This window comes from Micromonospora sp. DT15 (assembly GCF_049841475.1).
In the GTDB taxonomy this organism is placed as follows: domain Bacteria; phylum Actinomycetota; class Actinomycetes; order Mycobacteriales; family Micromonosporaceae; genus Micromonospora.
Map to the genome: position 1 here is coordinate 192,817 of NZ_JBNCKJ010000005.1, position 14,219 is coordinate 207,035.

Consider the following 14,219-nt stretch of genomic DNA (forward strand, 5'->3'; position numbering starts at 1 on the left):
GATGCTGATGCCGCGCAAGCCCCCGAAGGGCTTCCGCAAGCCGCACCACCCGGACCGCAGTGGCGCGTCCAAGGGTGGTAACCGGGTGGTGTTCGGCGAGTTCGGGATCCAGGCTCTCGAGCCGGCGTACGTGACGAACCGGCAGATCGAGTCGGCACGTATCGCGATGACTCGCCACATCAAGCGTGGTGGCAAGGTCTGGATCACGATCTTCCCGGACCAGGCCCTCACCAAGAAGCCTGCCGAGACCCGGATGGGTTCCGGTAAGGGTTCGCCCGAGTGGTGGGTTGCCAACGTCAAGCCGGGGCGGGTTCTCTTCGAGATGTCCTTCCCCAACGAGCAGACCGCGCGAGAGGCCATGCGTCGCGCGATCCACAAGCTCCCGATGAAGTGCCGCATTGTTACGCGCGAAGTGGGTGAATCCTGATGGCAGCGGGCGTTAAGGCGACCGAGCTGCGTGAGCTCTCCGAAGAGGAGCTGGTCACGAAGCTGCGGGAGGCCAAGGCGGAGCTGTTCAACCTCCGCGTGCAGGCCGCAACCGGGCAGCTGGACAACAACCGGCGGTTGCAGGTCATCCGTCGGGAGATCGCCCGGATCTACACGATCATGCGCGAGCGCGAGCTGGGGCTCTCGGCCGCGCCGACTGAGGTGACTGCATCATGACCGAAGACACCGCCACCGCCACCGCGCGGTCCCGCCGCAAGGTCCGTGAGGGCCTGGTGGTCAGCGACAAGATGGACAAGACCGTCGTGGTCGAGGTCGAGGACCGGGTTCGGCACGCTCTGTACGGCAAGATCATGCGCCGTACGAGCAAGCTGAAGGTGCACGACGAGCAGAACGCCGCTGGCACCGGTGACCGGGTTCTCATCATGGAGACCCGGCCGCTGAGCGCCACCAAGCGTTGGCGGATCGTGGAGATCCTGGAAAAGGCCAAGTAGCGAAGGCTCGAGCTCGCCCGGCGTTGCGTCGGGCGTTGGTTCCGCCAGGCTCCGGCCGCTACGGCGGCCGGAGAACCGGCAGACATAGGAGATAGACGTGATTCAGCAGGAGTCGCGACTGCGCGTCGCCGACAACACGGGTGCTCGGGAGATCCTGTGCATCCGGGTTCTCGGTGGCTCGGGTCGGCGCTACGCGAGTATCGGCGACGTCATCGTGGCCACCGTCAAGGACGCGATCCCGGGTGCCGGTGTGAAGAAGGGCGACGTCGTCAAGGCTGTCGTCGTTCGCACGGCCAAGGAGAGGCGGCGTCCGGACGGCTCGTACATCCGCTTCGACGAGAACGCCGCCGTCATCATCAAGGACGGCGGGGACCCGCGTGGAACCCGTATCTTCGGCCCGGTGGGCCGGGAGCTGCGGGACAAGCGGTTCATGAAGATTATTTCCCTCGCGCCGGAGGTGTTGTGACCGTGAAGGTCAAGAAGGGCGACACGGTCGTCGTCATCGCCGGCAAGGACAAGGGTGCCAAGGGCAAGGTCATTCAGGCCTACCCGCGGCAGGACAAGGTCCTGGTCGAGGGCGTGAACCGGGTCAAGAAGCACACCCGCATCAGCACCACCCAGCGTGGCGCCAAGACCGGCGGCATCGTCACTCAGGAGGCCCCGATCCACGTCTCGAACGTGCAGGTCCTGGACTCCGACGGCAAGCCGACCCGCGTCGGTTACCGGATCGACGACAACGGCCAGAAGGTCCGCATCGCGCGTAGCACCGGTAAGGACCTGTGATGACCACGGCTACCGAAAAGACCCTGCCGCGCCTCAAGGAGCGGTACCGCAACGAGATCGTGGCCCAGCTGCGTGAGCAGCGCAGCTACGGCAACCCCATGCAGGTGCCGCGGCTGGTCAAGATCGTCGTCAACATGGGTGTCGGCGAGGCTGCTCGCGACGCCAAGCTGATCGACGGCGCGGTCCGCGACCTCGCCACGATCACCGGCCAGAAGCCGCAGGTGCGGCGGGCGACCAAGTCCATCGCGCAGTTCAAGCTCCGCGAGGGCATGCCGATCGGCGCGAAGGTCACCCTTCGCGGCGACCGGATGTGGGAGTTCATGGACCGGCTGCTCTCCATCGCGCTGCCGCGTATCCGCGACTTCCGCGGTCTGGACGGGCGCAAGCTGGACGGGCACGGCAACTACACGTTCGGTCTGACCGAGCAGTCGGTGTTCCACGAGATCGACCAGGACCGGATCGATCGCCAGCGGGGCATGGACATCACGGTGGTCACGACCGCCACGACCGACGACGAGGGCCGGGCGCTGCTCAAGCTCCTGGGCTTCCCGTTCAAGGAGAACTGAGATGGCCAAGAAGGCGCTGATCATCAAGGCGGCCGCGAAGCCGAAGTTCTCGGTTCGCGCGTACACCCGCTGCCAGCGGTGCGGGCGTCCGAAGGCGGTCTACCGCAAGTTCGGGCTCTGCCGGGTCTGCATCCGGGAGATGGCTCACCGCGGTGAGCTGCCGGGCGTGTCCAAGGCTTCCTGGTAAGGGCGACCGCGTCCCGGCCGTCGGCCGGGAACTCCTGCACCGATTAGGTATTGCTCTTCGCCGTAGGCCCGGGGCTGATGCCCCGGGAACCCCGGCGAGAAAGGCTGACGAAATCCATGACGATGACCGACCCGATCGCAGACATGCTCACGCGTCTGCGTAACGCCAACCAGGCGTACCACGATCAGGTGAAGATGCCCTACTCCAAGATCAAGGCGAACATCGCCGAGGTCTTGAAGGCCGAGGGTTACATCGCCACCTGGTCGGTCGAGGAGCCCGAGGAGGGCGCCGTCGGCAAGCGACTGGTCGTCGAGCTGAAGTATGGCCAGAACCGCGAGCGGAGCCTGGCCGGCATCAAGCGCGTGTCCAAGCCCGGTCTCCGGGTGTACGCCAAGTCGGACGGGCTCCCGCGGGTGCTCGGTGGGCTGGGCGTGGCGATCATTTCGACGTCCCAGGGGCTGCTGACCGACCGGCAGGCCCGCAAGCGGAGTGTTGGCGGGGAAGTCCTCGCCTTCGTCTGGTAACGGGAGACAGGTAGAAATGTCGCGAATTGGACGTAAGTCGATCCCGGTACCAGCCGGCGTCGACATCACGATCGACGGGCAGACCATCAAGGTCAAGGGCCCCAAGGGCCAGCTCCAGCACACCCTCGCCGAGCCGATCACGGTCGAGCGGGCCGAGGATGGGCAGCTGAGCGTCAACCGGCCGAACGACGAGCGCAAGGCCAAGGAACTCCACGGCCTGAGCCGTACGCTGGTTGCCAACATGATCGTCGGGGTCACCGAGGGCTACCGCAAGAGCCTGGAGATCGCCGGCACCGGTTACCGGGTCACCGCCAAGGGTTCGGACCTCGAGTTCGCGCTCGGGTTCTCGCACCCGGTGGTCGTCCCCGCCCCGGCGGGCATCACCTTCACGGTGGAGCGGCCGACCCTGTTCCACGTGGCTGGCATCGACAAGCAGCAGGTCGGTGAGGTCGCCGCCAACATCCGGAAGATCCGCCCGCCGGAGCCCTACAAGGGCAAGGGCGTCAAGTACCAGGGCGAGGTCATCCGCCGCAAGGCTGGAAAGGCAGGTAAGAAGTGAGCGCCACGCTGCTCAAGCGCCGCCGCGGTGTCGCCGCCAAGCGCGCCGTTGGGCGTGCGCGTCGACACTTCCGCGTCCGCAAGAACGTCAGCGGTACGGCCGAGCGTCCGCGCCTGGTCGTCACCCGCTCGCTGCGGCACATGGTCGCCCAGATCGTCGACGACACCAAGGGTCACACCCTGGCGTCGGCGTCGACCCTGGACGCCTCGCTGCGCGGTGCGGAGGGCGACAAGAGCGCCCTGGCTGGCAAGGTGGGCGCGCTGCTCGCCGAGCGGGCCAAGGCCGCCGGCGTCTCCAAGGTCGTCTTCGACCGCGGCGGCAACCGGTACGCGGGGCGAGTCGCCGCGCTTGCCGACGCCGCCCGCGAAGCCGGGCTCGAGTTCTAACAACCCCGTCACGAGAGAGAAGGAAGGCTGCTGATGCCAGGTCAACAGCGCCGTGGCGGCGGGTCCGGTGGCAACGAGGGTGGTCGCCGCGACAACCGCCGTGAGGGCGGCCGCGGAAACGCGCCCGTCGAGAAGACCCCGCACCTTGAGCGGGTCGTCGCGATCAACCGCGTCGCCAAGGTCGTGAAGGGTGGTCGTCGCTTCAGCTTCACCGCCCTGGTGATCGTGGGCGACGGCGACGGCACGGTCGGCGTGGGCTACGGAAAGGCCAAGGAGGTGCCCGCGGCCATCGCCAAGGGTGTCGAGGAGGCCAAGAAGCACTTCTTCAAGGTCCCGCGGATCGGTCAGTCGATCCCGCACCCGGTGACGGGTGAGGACGCCGCTGGTGTGGTGCTGCTCAAGCCGGCCTCGGCCGGTACGGGTGTCATCGCCGGTGGACCGGTGCGTGCCGTGCTGGAGTGCGCTGGGATCCACGACGTGCTCTCCAAGAGCCTCGGTTCGTCGAACCCGATCAACATCGTGCACGCCACCGTGGCGGCCCTGAAGGGGCTTGAGTCCCCCGAGCAGGTCGCGGCGCGTCGTGGTCTGCCGGTGGAGGACGTCGCGCCGGCCGCCATGCTGGCGTCGCGTGCGGGGGTGGCGAACTGATGGCACGCCTGAAGGTCACCCAGCTCCGGTCCGGTATCGGGACCAAGCACAACCAGCGTGAGTCGCTGCGTTCGCTCGGTCTCAAGCGGATCAACGACGTGGTGGTCAAGGAGGACCGGCCCGAGATCCGCGGCATGATCTTCACTGTGAGCCACCTCGTGAAGGTCGAGGAGGTCGAGTAATGACGATCAAGGTGCATCACCTGCGCCCGGCGCCCGGTTCCAAGACCGCGAAGACCCGTGTGGGTCGCGGTGAGGGTTCCAAGGGCAAGACCGCTGGTCGCGGTACCAAGGGCTCCAAGGCCCGCAAGAACATCTCGGCGGCGTTCGAGGGTGGGCAGATGCCCATCCACATGCGCCTGCCGAAGATGAAGGGCTTCAAGAACAAGTTCAAGGTGGTCTTCCAGGTTGTCAACCTGGACCGACTCGCTGAGCTGTTCCCGAATGGTGGTCAGGTCGGCCCGCTGGAGCTCGTTGAGTCCGGCGCGGTCCGCAAGGGTCACCCGGTCAAGGTCCTCGGTACCGGGGATCTCGGCGGTGTGGCGCTCCAGGTGTCCGCGCACGCGTTCAGTGCGTCGGCCAAGGAGAAGATCGCTGCCGCCGGTGGCTCCGTCACCGAGCTGTAAGGCGTACGACCATGGCGCCCGTCCAGTTGAGAGCAACTGGCGGGCGCCATGGTCTGCCTGGGCCGTGAGCGCCCGGTAACATCGGAATCGATTTATGTAGTCGGGCACATCTGCCCGGACCGGGGTGAGGCTGTTAGAGTCCCATCCCAGCCATGGATTGCGGGCACTCGCCCGTGATCCACCCCGACCCGCCAGGGATCACCGGCGGCCCGCCTCGCGCAGGAGGAAGAAGTTGCTGTCCGCCTTTCTCAGTGCGTTCCGTACGCCTGACCTGCGCAAGAAGCTGCTGTTCACAGTAGGCATCATCGCGGTCTACCGGCTGGGTGCAACGCTCCCCAGCCCGGGCGTCTCGTACGGCAACGTGCAGAAGTGCCTCGACACCATCCAGGGTGACACCACCGGGGTGGTGAACCTTCTCAACCTCTTCTCCGGCGGAGCGCTGCTGCAGCTCTCGGTCTTCGCGCTGGGCATCATGCCCTACATCACCGCGTCGATCATCCTGCAGCTGCTGACCGTCGTGATCCCCCGCCTGGAGCAGCTCCGCAAGGAGGGCCAGGCCGGTCAGGCGAAGATCACCCAGTACACCCGCTACCTGACCCTCGGCCTCGGTGTGCTTCAGGCCTCGGCGTTCGTGGCGCTGGCCCGCTCGGGCCAGCTGTTCCAGAACCGCTGCGACCAGTTCCCGATCATCCCCACCGGCACCGGCATCCCGGACTGGCTGACCCTGACCATCCTGGTGATGACGATGACCGCCGGCACCGGCATGGTCATGTGGCTCGGTGAGCTGATCACCGACCGCGGCGTCGGCAACGGCATGTCCGTCCTGATCTTCACCTCGATCGCGGCGCGGCTGCCCAGCGAGGGCTGGCAGATCAAGACCAGCAAGGGCTGGGACATGTTCGCCCTGGTCATCGCGCTGGTCCTGGTGGTCATCACCGCTGTCACCTTCATCGAGCAGTCGCAGCGCCGGATCCCGGTTCAGTACGCCAAGCGGATGATCGGCCGGCGGATGTACGGCGGCACCTCGACCTACATCCCGCTCAAGGTCAACCAGGCGGGTGTGATCCCGGTCATCTTCGGGTCGTCGCTGCTCTACCTGCCGCAGTTGGCGCTGCAGTTCTTCGACCAGACCGACCCGGGCAAGACCCAGTCGTGGATCCAGAACAACCTGGTCAACCCGAGCAGCCCGATCTACATCGCGGTCTACTTCCTGCTGATCATCTTCTTCACGTACTTCTACGTCTCGATCACGTTCAACCCGACCGAGGTCGCGGACAACATGAAGAAGTACGGCGGGTTCGTGCCGGGTATCCGCCCGGGCAAGCCGACCGCCGACTACCTGGACTTCATCCTCAGCCGGATCACCCTGCCGGGCGCGCTCTACCTCGGCATCATCTCGATCCTGCCGAACTTCTTCTTCATCTGGCTGGACAACCAGCAGTACCAGAACTTCCCGTTCGGCGGCACCGCTGTGCTCATCATGGTCGGCGTCGGTCTGGAGACCGTGAAGCAGATCGAGAGCCAACTCATGCAGCGGAACTACGAAGGGTTCCTGCGGTAGATGAGACTCGTTCTGGTTGGCCCGCCGGGCGCGGGCAAGGGCACGCAGGCCGAGTTCATCGCCGCGCACCTCTCGGTGCCGAAGATTTCGACCGGAGACATCTTCCGGTCGAACGTCACCCAGGGCACGCCGCTCGGTGTCGAGGCGAAGCGGTACATGGATGCGGGCGAGCTGGTTCCGGACGAGGTCACCATCAACATGGTCCGGGACCGGCTGGCCGAGCCCGACGCCAGCGAGGGTTTCCTGCTCGACGGCTTCCCGCGGACGACTCCGCAGGCTGCCGCTCTGGACAAGCTCCTGGCCGATCTGGGCACCGCCCTGGATCTGGTCCTGGAGCTGGTCGTCGACGACGACGAGGTGATCCGGCGGCTCTCCGGCAGGCGCACCTGCCGGGGCTGCGGCAAGATCTGGCACGTCGAGTTCGACGCCACCACCCGGCCTGGCATCTGTGACCGCTGCGGCGCCGAGCTGTTCCAGCGCGACGACGACAAGCCGGAGACGATCGCCACGCGGCTCCGCGAATACAGCGAGAAGACCGCACCCCTGGTCGACTACTACGGCGCCCAGGGCAAGCTGGTCGGGATCGACGCCACCGGGCCGGTGGAGGACGTCACCACCCGGGCCATCGACGCGCTGCGGTCGTACGGCGGCTGAGGTCCGGCCGGGCCACGGCGGATAGAGTGCGAACAGCGGGGTACGCGTTATGTGCCCCGCTGTTCGGCAACGAAAGGTAACCGCTCCATGCGTCGTCCCCAGCTGGACATCCAGCTGAAGACCCCTGACCAGATCGAGAAGATGCGGGCCGCCGGGCTGGTGGTGGCCGAGGCGTTGCGTCGTATGCGGGAGGCTGTCGCCCCCGGTGTGAGCACCGCCGATCTGGACGCCATCGCGGAGGCGACCATCCGTGAGGCGGGCGGTGTTCCGTCGTTCAAGGGCTACCACGGCTTTCCGGCGTCGATCTGCTCCTCGGTCAACGAGCAGATCGTGCACGCCATCCCGTCGCCCAAGCAGGTGCTCCAGGCCGGTGACCTGATCTCCATCGACTGCGGCGCGGTGCTGGACGGGTGGCACGGCGACTCCGCGATCACGGTCGGGGTCGGTGACGTCGACCCGGCGCTGCTGAAGATGGCCGAGGTCGCTGAGGACGCCATGTGGGCCGGTATCGCCGCCGCTGCGCGTGGTGCGGCCAGCGGCAAGGGACGCCTCACCGACATCTCGCACGCTGTGGAGACCGCTGTCCGCAAGGGCGGCCGGTACGGCATCGTCGACGGCTACGGCGGGCACGGCATCGGCACCGAGATGCACCAGGACCCGCACGTGCTCAATCACGGTCGGCCGGGCAAGGGTCCGCGACTGGTCACCGGGATGGCCCTGGCCATCGAGCCGATGATCACCATGGCGTCCCCGCGTACCGTCGAGTTGGCCGACGGGTGGACGGTCGTCACCCGGGACGGCTCTGTCGCCGCGCACGTCGAGCACTCGATGGCGCTGCTGCCGGACGGCGTCTGGGTGCTCACCGCGTTCGACGGTGGCCGGGCCCGCCTGGGCGACCTGGTGACCGCCCGCCAACCCGCGGCCACAAAGACTCTCTAGTCCGATCCCGGCCCCGCGTCGCGCCGTTGATCATGAAGTTTCAGCTCCGACACGCCGGTGGGGCGGGCAACAACTTCATGATCGACCGCTGTCGGGGGCGGGCGGGAGTGGCGCGACGGTGGCATGCTTGCCGGCATGGACGGGCGCGACGGGATGCGAGCCGCGGACGCGGACCGTGCGGCGGTGGCTGACCGGTTGCGGGTCGCCCTCGACGAGGGCCGACTGGATCTGCACGAGTACGACGAGCGGTTGCAGCAGGCCTACGCGGCACGCACGTACGCCGACCTCGAGGGCCTGCTGACCGATCTGCCGCCGGTGACGCCGGCGCAGCGGTCGGGCCTGGCGCCGGTCGCCGGGTCGACGATGAGCCCGCTGGGTGACCAGCTCGATCCGGCCGTCAGCAGGGGCGTGACCGCCCGCTGGCTGGCCGAGGTGTGGTTCCCGTACCTGCGGGTGATCGCCGTCGTGGTGACCATCTGGGCGGTGACGTCGTTGCTCAGCAAGCACCTGCTCTACTTCTGGCCGGCCTGGGTCGCCGGGCCGTGGGGCGCGGTGCTGGTGGTCCGCACGGTCAGCGGGCTGGCTGCGAAGGAGCCCCAGCGCCAGGCCGTCAAGCGCCAACGCCGCCGGGAGCGCAGGCAGGCAAAGCGCGCCCTCAAAACCGACAACGACGAACCAACCCCCTGAACCCCACCAACCCCAACCCGCGGCCGAACTCGCCGCGATTCGTTGATCATGAAGTTGTTGCCGCCGAGTACGGCGTGTCGTGACAACAACTTCATGATCAACAGGGTCTGGGGGTGGGTTCGGAGGGACTCGCGCGGGTTGGTGGGTGGTCGGTTTGGCGGGGGACCGCAGGCCGGCGTACACTTTCAGATCGGCGCACAGCGTCCACTCCGGCATGCCCACCCTGCGCTTCGGTGGGAGCTGGAGCCGCGGCTGGCGCGGGCTTCTGATTCTGATCAGATTTCCGTGTAAGACGTTGTGGGCCGCCCGGTGCAATCGACGTCAGGACAGCGGAGGACATGCCGAAAAAAGACGGAGCCATTGAGATCGAGGGTCGGGTCATCGAGCCCCTGCCGAACGCCATGTTCCGGGTGGAGCTCGCGAACGGCCACAAGGTGTTGGCTCACATCAGCGGGAAGATGCGGCAGCACTACATCCGTATCCTTCCGGAGGACCGGGTCGTCGTCGAACTTTCGCCGTACGACCTGACCCGCGGGCGCATCGTCTACCGCTACAAGTAGTCCTGACGACGGCCGGGAAGTCCCGTGTCCGTCTTCGACGTCCGGTGCCGCGCAGAGCGCGTAACCGGGCCAGATGGGAAGTAAGGCAACCGTGAAGGTCAAGCCGAGCGTCAAGAGGATCTGCAACAAGTGCCGGGTTATCCGCCGGCACGGCCGGGTCATGGTCATCTGCAGCGACCCGCGCCACAAGCAGCGCCAGGGCTGACTCAGCCCGTCCGGCCGGAGCACGGCCGGGTGGCGTTGGTCCAGGCAGATCCCCAGCGACACACACATCACACATGCTCGTCCCAGCCGCGAGCGGTACGCCAGACGTACCTCTGCGTGGCTGACCCCCGGTCGGAGGCCGGGGCCCGCTCGGGCAGCGACCGATCCCGGTCGCCGGCGCTCATCGCGTCGGAAAGACGGGACGGCCGGTAGCGGGGTGGGACGGGTCCACACCTCCGCCACACATCACGAGGAGTACGCCCGCACATGGCACGTCTAGTCGGCGTGGATCTCCCCCGCGAAAAGCGGTTGGAGATCGCGCTCACCTACATCTTCGGGGTCGGTCGCACCCGCGCCCTGGAGACACTCGCCGCCACCGGCATCTCGCCGGACAAGCGCGCTCGGGACCTCACGGACGAGGAGCTCGTGCAGCTCCGCGACCACATCGAGGGCAACTACAAGGTTGAAGGCGACCTGCGCCGCGAGGTCGCCGCTGACATCCGCCGCAAGGTTGAGATCGGCTGCTACGCCGGCATCCGGCACCGCCGGGGCCTGCCCGTGCGTGGCCAGCGGACCAAGACCAACGCCCGGACCCGCAAGGGCCCGAAGCGGACCGTCGCCGGCAAGAAGAAGCCCGGCAAGAAGTAGTTCTTAACCGGATGACGGGATCGGCCGCCGCCGAGGCGGGTCAGGTCGCAACCCAGTCCGGAAAGTCAACTAGGAGCGCACAGACTTATGCCACCGAAGGCTCGTGCCGGAGCCGCTGTAAAGAAGGTCCGGCGCAAGGAACGCAAGAACGTCGCCCACGGGCAGGCGCACATCAAGAGCACGTTCAACAACACCATCGTGTCCATCACGGACCCGACCGGTGCGGTCATCTCCTGGGCCTCCGCTGGCCAGGTCGGCTTCAAGGGCTCCCGCAAGTCGACTCCGTTCGCTGCGCAGCTGGCCGCCGAGGCTGCCGCGCGTCGCGCCATGGAGCACGGCATGCGCAAGGTCGACGTGTTCGTCAAGGGCCCCGGCTCCGGCCGGGAAACCGCCATCCGTTCGCTGCAGGCAGTGGGCCTCGAGGTCGGGCAGATCGCCGACGTCACCCCGCAGCCGCACAACGGGTGCCGTCCGCCGAAGCGTCGCCGGGTCTGAGAGGTAGAGAGAGATGGCTCGTTACACCGGTGCAGACTGCCGCCGTTGCCGGCGGGAGAAGATGAAGCTGTTCCTCAAGGGCAGCAAGTGCGATGGTCCGAAGTGCCCGTTCGAGTCCCGGCCGTTCCCGCCCGGGCAGCACGGCCGCGGCCGCACGAAGGAGACGGAGTACCTGCTCCAGCTCCGCGAGAAGCAGAAGGCCCGTCGGGTTTACGGCGTGCTGGAGAAGCAGTTCCGCGGTTACTACGAGGAAGCCGTTGGCAAGCAGGCCAAGACCGGTGAGGTCCTCCTGCAGATCCTCGAGTCGCGGCTGGACAACGTCGTTTACCGGGCCGGCTTCGCCCACTCGCGGGACATGGCCCGCCAGCTGGTCAAGCACGGTCACTTCACGGTGAACGGCAAGAAGGTCGACATCCCGTCGTACCGCGTCAAGGAGCACGACATCATCGAGGTTCGGGGCAAGAGCAAGGAGCTCACCCCGTTCATCGTCGCGCAGGCTCAGGCCGGCTCGAAGACGGTTCCGGCGTGGCTTGAGGCCATCCCGAGCCAGATGAAGGTGCTCGTGCACTCCCTCCCGGCCCGGCAGGTCATCGACACGCAGGTCCAGGAGCAGTTGATCGTCGAGCTCTACTCCAAGTAGTCCGAGCTCGTTCGGTGGCCCGCCCTTCGGGGCGGGCCACCGGAACAGTTTGTGTCGTGGGCGTCAAATAGCGGGCGTCCCGGAAGAGAAGAGAAAAGATGCTCATCAGCCAGCGACCCTCCCTCTCCGAGGAGTCGATCAACGAGACCCGTTCCCGGTTCGCCATCGAGCCGTTGGAGCCGGGCTTCGGCTACACCCTGGGTAACTCGCTGCGGCGTACGCTGCTGTCGTCGATCCCGGGCGCGGCCGTCACCTCGATCAAGATCGACGGTGTGCTGCACGAGTTCACCACGATCCCCGGTGTCAAGGAGGACGTGGTCGAGCTCGTCATGAACATCAAGGAGCTGTGCGTCAGCTCCGAGCACGACGAGCCGGTCAGCATGTACCTGCGTAAGCAGGGCCCGGGCGACGTGACCGCGGGCGACATCCAGCCCCCGGCCGGCGTCTCGGTGCACAACCCGGATCTCAAGCTCGCCACCCTGAACGGCAAGGGCCGGCTCGACATGGAGCTGACCGTCGAGCGGGGCCGGGGCTACGTGACGGCGGCGCAGAACAAGCAGTCCGGCGCGGAGATCGGCCGGATCCCGGTCGACTCGATCTACTCGCCGGTGCTGAAGGTGACCTACCGCGTCGAGGCGACCCGTGTCGAGCAGCGCACCGACTTCGACCGGCTGATCATCGACGTCGAGACCAAGCCGTCGATGGGTCCGCGTACCGCGCTGGCCTCCGCCGGTTCGACGCTGGTGGAGCTGTTCGGGCTCGCCCGGGAGCTGGACGAGACCGCCGAGGGCATCGACATCGGGCCGTCCCCGCAGGACGCCCAGCTGGCGGCGGACCTCGCTCTGCCGATCGAGGAGCTGGACCTCACCGTCCGCTCCTACAACTGCCTCAAGCGCGAGGGCATCAACTCCGTTGGTGAGCTCATCGGGCGTACCGAGGCCGACCTCCTCGACATTCGCAACTTCGGTCAGAAGTCGATCGACGAGGTCAAGATGAAGCTCGCCGGGATGGGTCTCGGGCTGAAGGACTCGGCTCCGAACTTCGACCCGGCGCACGTCGTGGACACCTTCGGCGAGGCCGACTACGACACCGACGACTACCGCGAGACCGAGCAGCTCTAGTCCGCGCTGCCGCCACAACTGAGGAGCACCAAAAATGCCCACGCCCACCAAGGGCCCCCGCCTCGGCGGCAGCCCCTCGCACGAGCGGCTGATGCTGGCCAACCTGGCGACCGCGCTGTTCCAGCACGGGAAGATCCAGACCACCGAGACGAAGGCCCGGCGGCTGCGCCCGCTGGCCGAGCAGCTCATCACCAAGGCCAAGCGCGGTGACCTCGCCTCGCGGCGTCGGGTGCTGGGTGTCGTCAAGGACAAGGACGTGGTCTACGCCCTGTTCGACCAGATCGCGCCCCGGTACTCCAACCGCCCCGGCGGTTACACCCGGATCGTGAAGACCGGTCCGCGCAAGGGTGACAACGCGCCGATGGCCATCATCGAGCTGGTGGAGGAGCTTCAGGTCGCCGAGCCGAAGGCGAACAAGAAGACCGCCGCCCGCAAGGCCGCGCAGCAGGACAAGGTCGAGGCGCTCGCCCCGGCCGACGAGGCCCCGAAGTCGGCTCCGGCCGACCAGGACTCCGAGGCGCCGGTGTCGGCGTCCGGTGACACCGACGCCGCCCGCGAGGACAGCGACGAGGCCACCGAGAACAAGGCCTGATCAAGGGCATCGTCGGGCCCGGCACCCCATCGGGGTGCCGGGCCCGACCCGTAACAGGAGGTACGAGGTGGACGAGCGGATCCGGCTGCGGCTGGACGTCTCGTACGACGGCACCGACTTTTCCGGCTGGGCAGCCCAGCCGACCAGGCGCACCGTCGCGGGGGTGCTCGTCGAGACTCTGGACCTGGTCATCGGCGTCGGTACCGCCACCGGGCTGACGGTCGCCGGGCGGACCGACGCGGGAGTGCACGCCACCGGTCAGGTGTGCCACGTGGACCTGCCCGTGGAGGTGTGGCGGGAGCACGAGGGGCGGCTGCTGCGTCGTCTGGCCCGGCTGCTCCCCACCGACGTGCGGGTACGGGCGATGACCGAGGTGCCGGCCGACTTCGACGCCCGGTTCTCGGCCACCTTCCGGCGCTACGAGTACCGGGTCACCGACGCGCCCTTCGGCGCCGAGCCGTTGCGCCGCCACGAGGTGCTGGCCTGGCCGAAGCCGTTGGACCTGGCCGCGCTGAACGCCGCCGCCACCGGGCTGGTGGGGGAGCACGACTTCGCCGCGTACTGCCGGCGCAAGGAGCACGCCACCACACTGCGCGAGGTGACCCGGCTGGACTGGCGTCGTGACCCGGACGGCATCCTGGTCGCCACCGTGCAGGCGGACGCGTTCTGTCAGGCGATGGTGCGCAGCCTGGTGGGAGCCATGCTGGTGGCCGGCGACGGCCGCCGCCCGGTCGAGTGGCCGGGAACTCTGCTCACCCAGCGGGAGCGGTCCAGCGAGGTGACGGTGGCCCCCGCGCGCGGGCTGACCCTGGTCGCCGTCGGCTACCCGGCAGATCCGTCCGAGTACGCCCAGCGGGCTACCCTCACCCGCCGGTTGCGGGTCCCGATCGAGGGTTGACCGT

General features: G+C 67.6%; 25 protein-coding genes. All 25 read left to right on the forward strand.

The window, feature by feature from the left end:
* Window position 1 precedes the first annotated feature (1 nt).
* The gene (gene rplP, locus ACLQ3F_RS13350; protein WP_053653940.1) at window positions 2-427 is read left to right on the forward strand and encodes a 50S ribosomal protein L16; all 426 of its coding nucleotides are present in this window, start codon (window positions 2-4) and stop codon (window positions 425-427) included.
* Complete coding sequence (rpmC, locus tag ACLQ3F_RS13355; RefSeq protein ID WP_007465283.1) at window positions 427-663, forward strand: 50S ribosomal protein L29; 237 nt, start codon at window positions 427-429, stop codon at window positions 661-663. Before rplP ends, rpmC begins: the two co-directional genes overlap by 1 nt.
* On the forward strand, window positions 660-938 hold the full coding sequence (rpsQ, locus tag ACLQ3F_RS13360) for a 30S ribosomal protein S17 (protein WP_112584814.1): 279 nt from the start codon (window positions 660-662) through the stop codon (window positions 936-938). Before rpmC ends, rpsQ begins: the two co-directional genes overlap by 4 nt.
* A 97-nt stretch (window positions 939-1,035) precedes the next feature.
* On the forward strand, window positions 1,036-1,404 hold the full coding sequence (gene rplN / locus ACLQ3F_RS13365; RefSeq protein WP_007465279.1) for a 50S ribosomal protein L14: 369 nt from the start codon (window positions 1,036-1,038) through the stop codon (window positions 1,402-1,404).
* Entirely contained in the window at window positions 1,401-1,721 is a 321-nt protein-coding gene (gene rplX / locus ACLQ3F_RS13370) for a 50S ribosomal protein L24 (protein ID WP_172899047.1), read from the forward strand. The genes rplN and rplX overlap by 4 nt, the downstream gene beginning before the upstream one ends.
* Window positions 1,721-2,287, forward strand: coding sequence for a 50S ribosomal protein L5 (gene rplE / locus ACLQ3F_RS13375; protein ID WP_091402385.1), 567 nt, complete (start codon window positions 1,721-1,723; stop codon window positions 2,285-2,287). Before rplX ends, rplE begins: the two co-directional genes overlap by 1 nt.
* Window position 2,288: 1 nt before the next feature.
* Entirely contained in the window at window positions 2,289-2,474 is a 186-nt protein-coding gene (locus tag ACLQ3F_RS13380) for a type Z 30S ribosomal protein S14 (RefSeq protein ID WP_007465272.1), read from the forward strand.
* Between the two features lie 116 nt (window positions 2,475-2,590).
* Window positions 2,591-2,998 carry a 30S ribosomal protein S8 gene (gene rpsH, locus ACLQ3F_RS13385; RefSeq protein ID WP_007465270.1) on the forward strand — a complete coding sequence of 136 codons (408 nt, stop codon included), beginning with the start codon at window positions 2,591-2,593 and terminating at the stop codon, window positions 2,996-2,998.
* 16 nt (window positions 2,999-3,014) lie between these two features.
* The gene (gene rplF / locus ACLQ3F_RS13390; RefSeq protein ID WP_357206396.1) at window positions 3,015-3,557 is read left to right on the forward strand and encodes a 50S ribosomal protein L6; all 543 of its coding nucleotides are present in this window, start codon (window positions 3,015-3,017) and stop codon (window positions 3,555-3,557) included.
* On the forward strand, window positions 3,554-3,943 hold the full coding sequence (rplR, locus tag ACLQ3F_RS13395) for a 50S ribosomal protein L18 (RefSeq protein ID WP_030329901.1): 390 nt from the start codon (window positions 3,554-3,556) through the stop codon (window positions 3,941-3,943). The genes rplF and rplR overlap by 4 nt, the downstream gene beginning before the upstream one ends.
* A 33-nt stretch (window positions 3,944-3,976) precedes the next feature.
* Window positions 3,977-4,591, forward strand: a complete 615-nt coding sequence (rpsE, locus tag ACLQ3F_RS13400; protein ID WP_357206394.1) for a 30S ribosomal protein S5 — start codon at window positions 3,977-3,979, stop codon at window positions 4,589-4,591.
* On the forward strand, window positions 4,591-4,773 hold the full coding sequence (rpmD, locus tag ACLQ3F_RS13405) for a 50S ribosomal protein L30 (protein ID WP_007465262.1): 183 nt from the start codon (window positions 4,591-4,593) through the stop codon (window positions 4,771-4,773). Before rpsE ends, rpmD begins: the two co-directional genes overlap by 1 nt.
* On the forward strand, window positions 4,773-5,216 hold the full coding sequence (gene rplO, locus ACLQ3F_RS13410) for a 50S ribosomal protein L15 (protein ID WP_030329906.1): 444 nt from the start codon (window positions 4,773-4,775) through the stop codon (window positions 5,214-5,216). Before rpmD ends, rplO begins: the two co-directional genes overlap by 1 nt.
* A gap of 232 nt (window positions 5,217-5,448) precedes the next feature.
* Entirely contained in the window at window positions 5,449-6,777 is a 1,329-nt protein-coding gene (gene secY, locus ACLQ3F_RS13415; RefSeq protein WP_357207564.1) for a preprotein translocase subunit SecY, read from the forward strand.
* Window positions 6,778-7,431 carry an adenylate kinase gene (locus tag ACLQ3F_RS13420; RefSeq protein ID WP_088950228.1) on the forward strand — a complete coding sequence of 218 codons (654 nt, stop codon included), beginning with the start codon at window positions 6,778-6,780 and terminating at the stop codon, window positions 7,429-7,431.
* 87 nt (window positions 7,432-7,518) lie between these two features.
* Window positions 7,519-8,370: a type I methionyl aminopeptidase gene (gene map, locus ACLQ3F_RS13425; protein WP_357207561.1), complete on the forward strand. Its 852-nt coding sequence runs from the start codon at window positions 7,519-7,521 to the stop codon at window positions 8,368-8,370.
* Window positions 8,371-8,523: 153 nt separating this feature from the next.
* On the forward strand, window positions 8,524-9,057 hold the full coding sequence (locus tag ACLQ3F_RS13430; RefSeq protein ID WP_425849295.1) for a DUF1707 SHOCT-like domain-containing protein: 534 nt from the start codon (window positions 8,524-8,526) through the stop codon (window positions 9,055-9,057).
* Window positions 9,058-9,395: 338 nt separating this feature from the next.
* Window positions 9,396-9,617, forward strand: coding sequence for a translation initiation factor IF-1 (gene infA / locus ACLQ3F_RS13435; RefSeq protein WP_007073013.1), 222 nt, complete (start codon window positions 9,396-9,398; stop codon window positions 9,615-9,617).
* A gap of 91 nt (window positions 9,618-9,708) precedes the next feature.
* Window positions 9,709-9,822, forward strand: a complete 114-nt coding sequence (gene rpmJ / locus ACLQ3F_RS13440) for a 50S ribosomal protein L36 (protein ID WP_043965539.1) — start codon at window positions 9,709-9,711, stop codon at window positions 9,820-9,822.
* Between the two features lie 266 nt (window positions 9,823-10,088).
* Window positions 10,089-10,469, forward strand: coding sequence for a 30S ribosomal protein S13 (gene rpsM / locus ACLQ3F_RS13445; RefSeq protein WP_030329917.1), 381 nt, complete (start codon window positions 10,089-10,091; stop codon window positions 10,467-10,469).
* 87 nt (window positions 10,470-10,556) lie between these two features.
* The gene (gene rpsK, locus ACLQ3F_RS13450; RefSeq protein ID WP_030329919.1) at window positions 10,557-10,964 is read left to right on the forward strand and encodes a 30S ribosomal protein S11; all 408 of its coding nucleotides are present in this window, start codon (window positions 10,557-10,559) and stop codon (window positions 10,962-10,964) included.
* A 13-nt stretch (window positions 10,965-10,977) separates the two neighbouring features.
* Window positions 10,978-11,604 (forward strand): 30S ribosomal protein S4, encoded by a 627-nt coding sequence (gene rpsD / locus ACLQ3F_RS13455; protein WP_030329921.1) that lies wholly within the window; start codon window positions 10,978-10,980, stop codon window positions 11,602-11,604.
* A 98-nt stretch (window positions 11,605-11,702) separates the two neighbouring features.
* Window positions 11,703-12,725: a DNA-directed RNA polymerase subunit alpha gene (locus ACLQ3F_RS13460; protein ID WP_007465227.1), complete on the forward strand. Its 1,023-nt coding sequence runs from the start codon at window positions 11,703-11,705 to the stop codon at window positions 12,723-12,725.
* A gap of 34 nt (window positions 12,726-12,759) precedes the next feature.
* The gene (rplQ, locus tag ACLQ3F_RS13465) at window positions 12,760-13,317 is read left to right on the forward strand and encodes a 50S ribosomal protein L17 (RefSeq protein ID WP_091402374.1); all 558 of its coding nucleotides are present in this window, start codon (window positions 12,760-12,762) and stop codon (window positions 13,315-13,317) included.
* 67 nt (window positions 13,318-13,384) lie between these two features.
* On the forward strand, window positions 13,385-14,215 hold the full coding sequence (truA, locus tag ACLQ3F_RS13470; RefSeq protein ID WP_425848949.1) for a tRNA pseudouridine(38-40) synthase TruA: 831 nt from the start codon (window positions 13,385-13,387) through the stop codon (window positions 14,213-14,215).
* Window positions 14,216-14,219: the final 4 nt, after the last annotated feature.

What these genes read in the sequence shown, in the direction of transcription:
- rpsK (WP_030329919.1), top strand. Translation starts at nt 10,557, where the DNA reads ATGCCACCGAAGGCTCGTGCCGGAGCCGCTGTAAAGAAGGTCCGGCGC.
- ACLQ3F_RS13430 (WP_425849295.1), top strand. Translation starts at nt 8,524, where the DNA reads ATGCGAGCCGCGGACGCGGACCGTGCGGCGGTGGCTGACCGGTTGCGG.
- rplF (WP_357206396.1), top strand. Translation starts at nt 3,015, where the DNA reads ATGTCGCGAATTGGACGTAAGTCGATCCCGGTACCAGCCGGCGTCGAC.
- rplE (WP_091402385.1), top strand. Translation starts at nt 1,721, where the DNA reads ATGACCACGGCTACCGAAAAGACCCTGCCGCGCCTCAAGGAGCGGTAC.
- rpsM (WP_030329917.1), top strand. Translation starts at nt 10,089, where the DNA reads ATGGCACGTCTAGTCGGCGTGGATCTCCCCCGCGAAAAGCGGTTGGAG.
- map (WP_357207561.1), top strand. Translation starts at nt 7,519, where the DNA reads ATGCGTCGTCCCCAGCTGGACATCCAGCTGAAGACCCCTGACCAGATC.
- rpmC (WP_007465283.1), top strand. Translation starts at nt 427, where the DNA reads ATGGCAGCGGGCGTTAAGGCGACCGAGCTGCGTGAGCTCTCCGAAGAG.
- ACLQ3F_RS13380 (WP_007465272.1), top strand. Translation starts at nt 2,289, where the DNA reads ATGGCCAAGAAGGCGCTGATCATCAAGGCGGCCGCGAAGCCGAAGTTC.
- rpsQ (WP_112584814.1), top strand. Translation starts at nt 660, where the DNA reads ATGACCGAAGACACCGCCACCGCCACCGCGCGGTCCCGCCGCAAGGTC.
- rpmD (WP_007465262.1), top strand. Translation starts at nt 4,591, where the DNA reads ATGGCACGCCTGAAGGTCACCCAGCTCCGGTCCGGTATCGGGACCAAG.
- ACLQ3F_RS13420 (WP_088950228.1), top strand. Translation starts at nt 6,778, where the DNA reads ATGAGACTCGTTCTGGTTGGCCCGCCGGGCGCGGGCAAGGGCACGCAG.
- rpsH (WP_007465270.1), top strand. Translation starts at nt 2,591, where the DNA reads ATGACGATGACCGACCCGATCGCAGACATGCTCACGCGTCTGCGTAAC.
- rplP (WP_053653940.1), top strand. Translation starts at nt 2, where the DNA reads ATGCTGATGCCGCGCAAGCCCCCGAAGGGCTTCCGCAAGCCGCACCAC.
- rplO (WP_030329906.1), top strand. Translation starts at nt 4,773, where the DNA reads ATGACGATCAAGGTGCATCACCTGCGCCCGGCGCCCGGTTCCAAGACC.
- rplQ (WP_091402374.1), top strand. Translation starts at nt 12,760, where the DNA reads ATGCCCACGCCCACCAAGGGCCCCCGCCTCGGCGGCAGCCCCTCGCAC.
- infA (WP_007073013.1), top strand. Translation starts at nt 9,396, where the DNA reads ATGCCGAAAAAAGACGGAGCCATTGAGATCGAGGGTCGGGTCATCGAG.
- ACLQ3F_RS13460 (WP_007465227.1), top strand. Translation starts at nt 11,703, where the DNA reads ATGCTCATCAGCCAGCGACCCTCCCTCTCCGAGGAGTCGATCAACGAG.
- rpsE (WP_357206394.1), top strand. Translation starts at nt 3,977, where the DNA reads ATGCCAGGTCAACAGCGCCGTGGCGGCGGGTCCGGTGGCAACGAGGGT.
- rpsD (WP_030329921.1), top strand. Translation starts at nt 10,978, where the DNA reads ATGGCTCGTTACACCGGTGCAGACTGCCGCCGTTGCCGGCGGGAGAAG.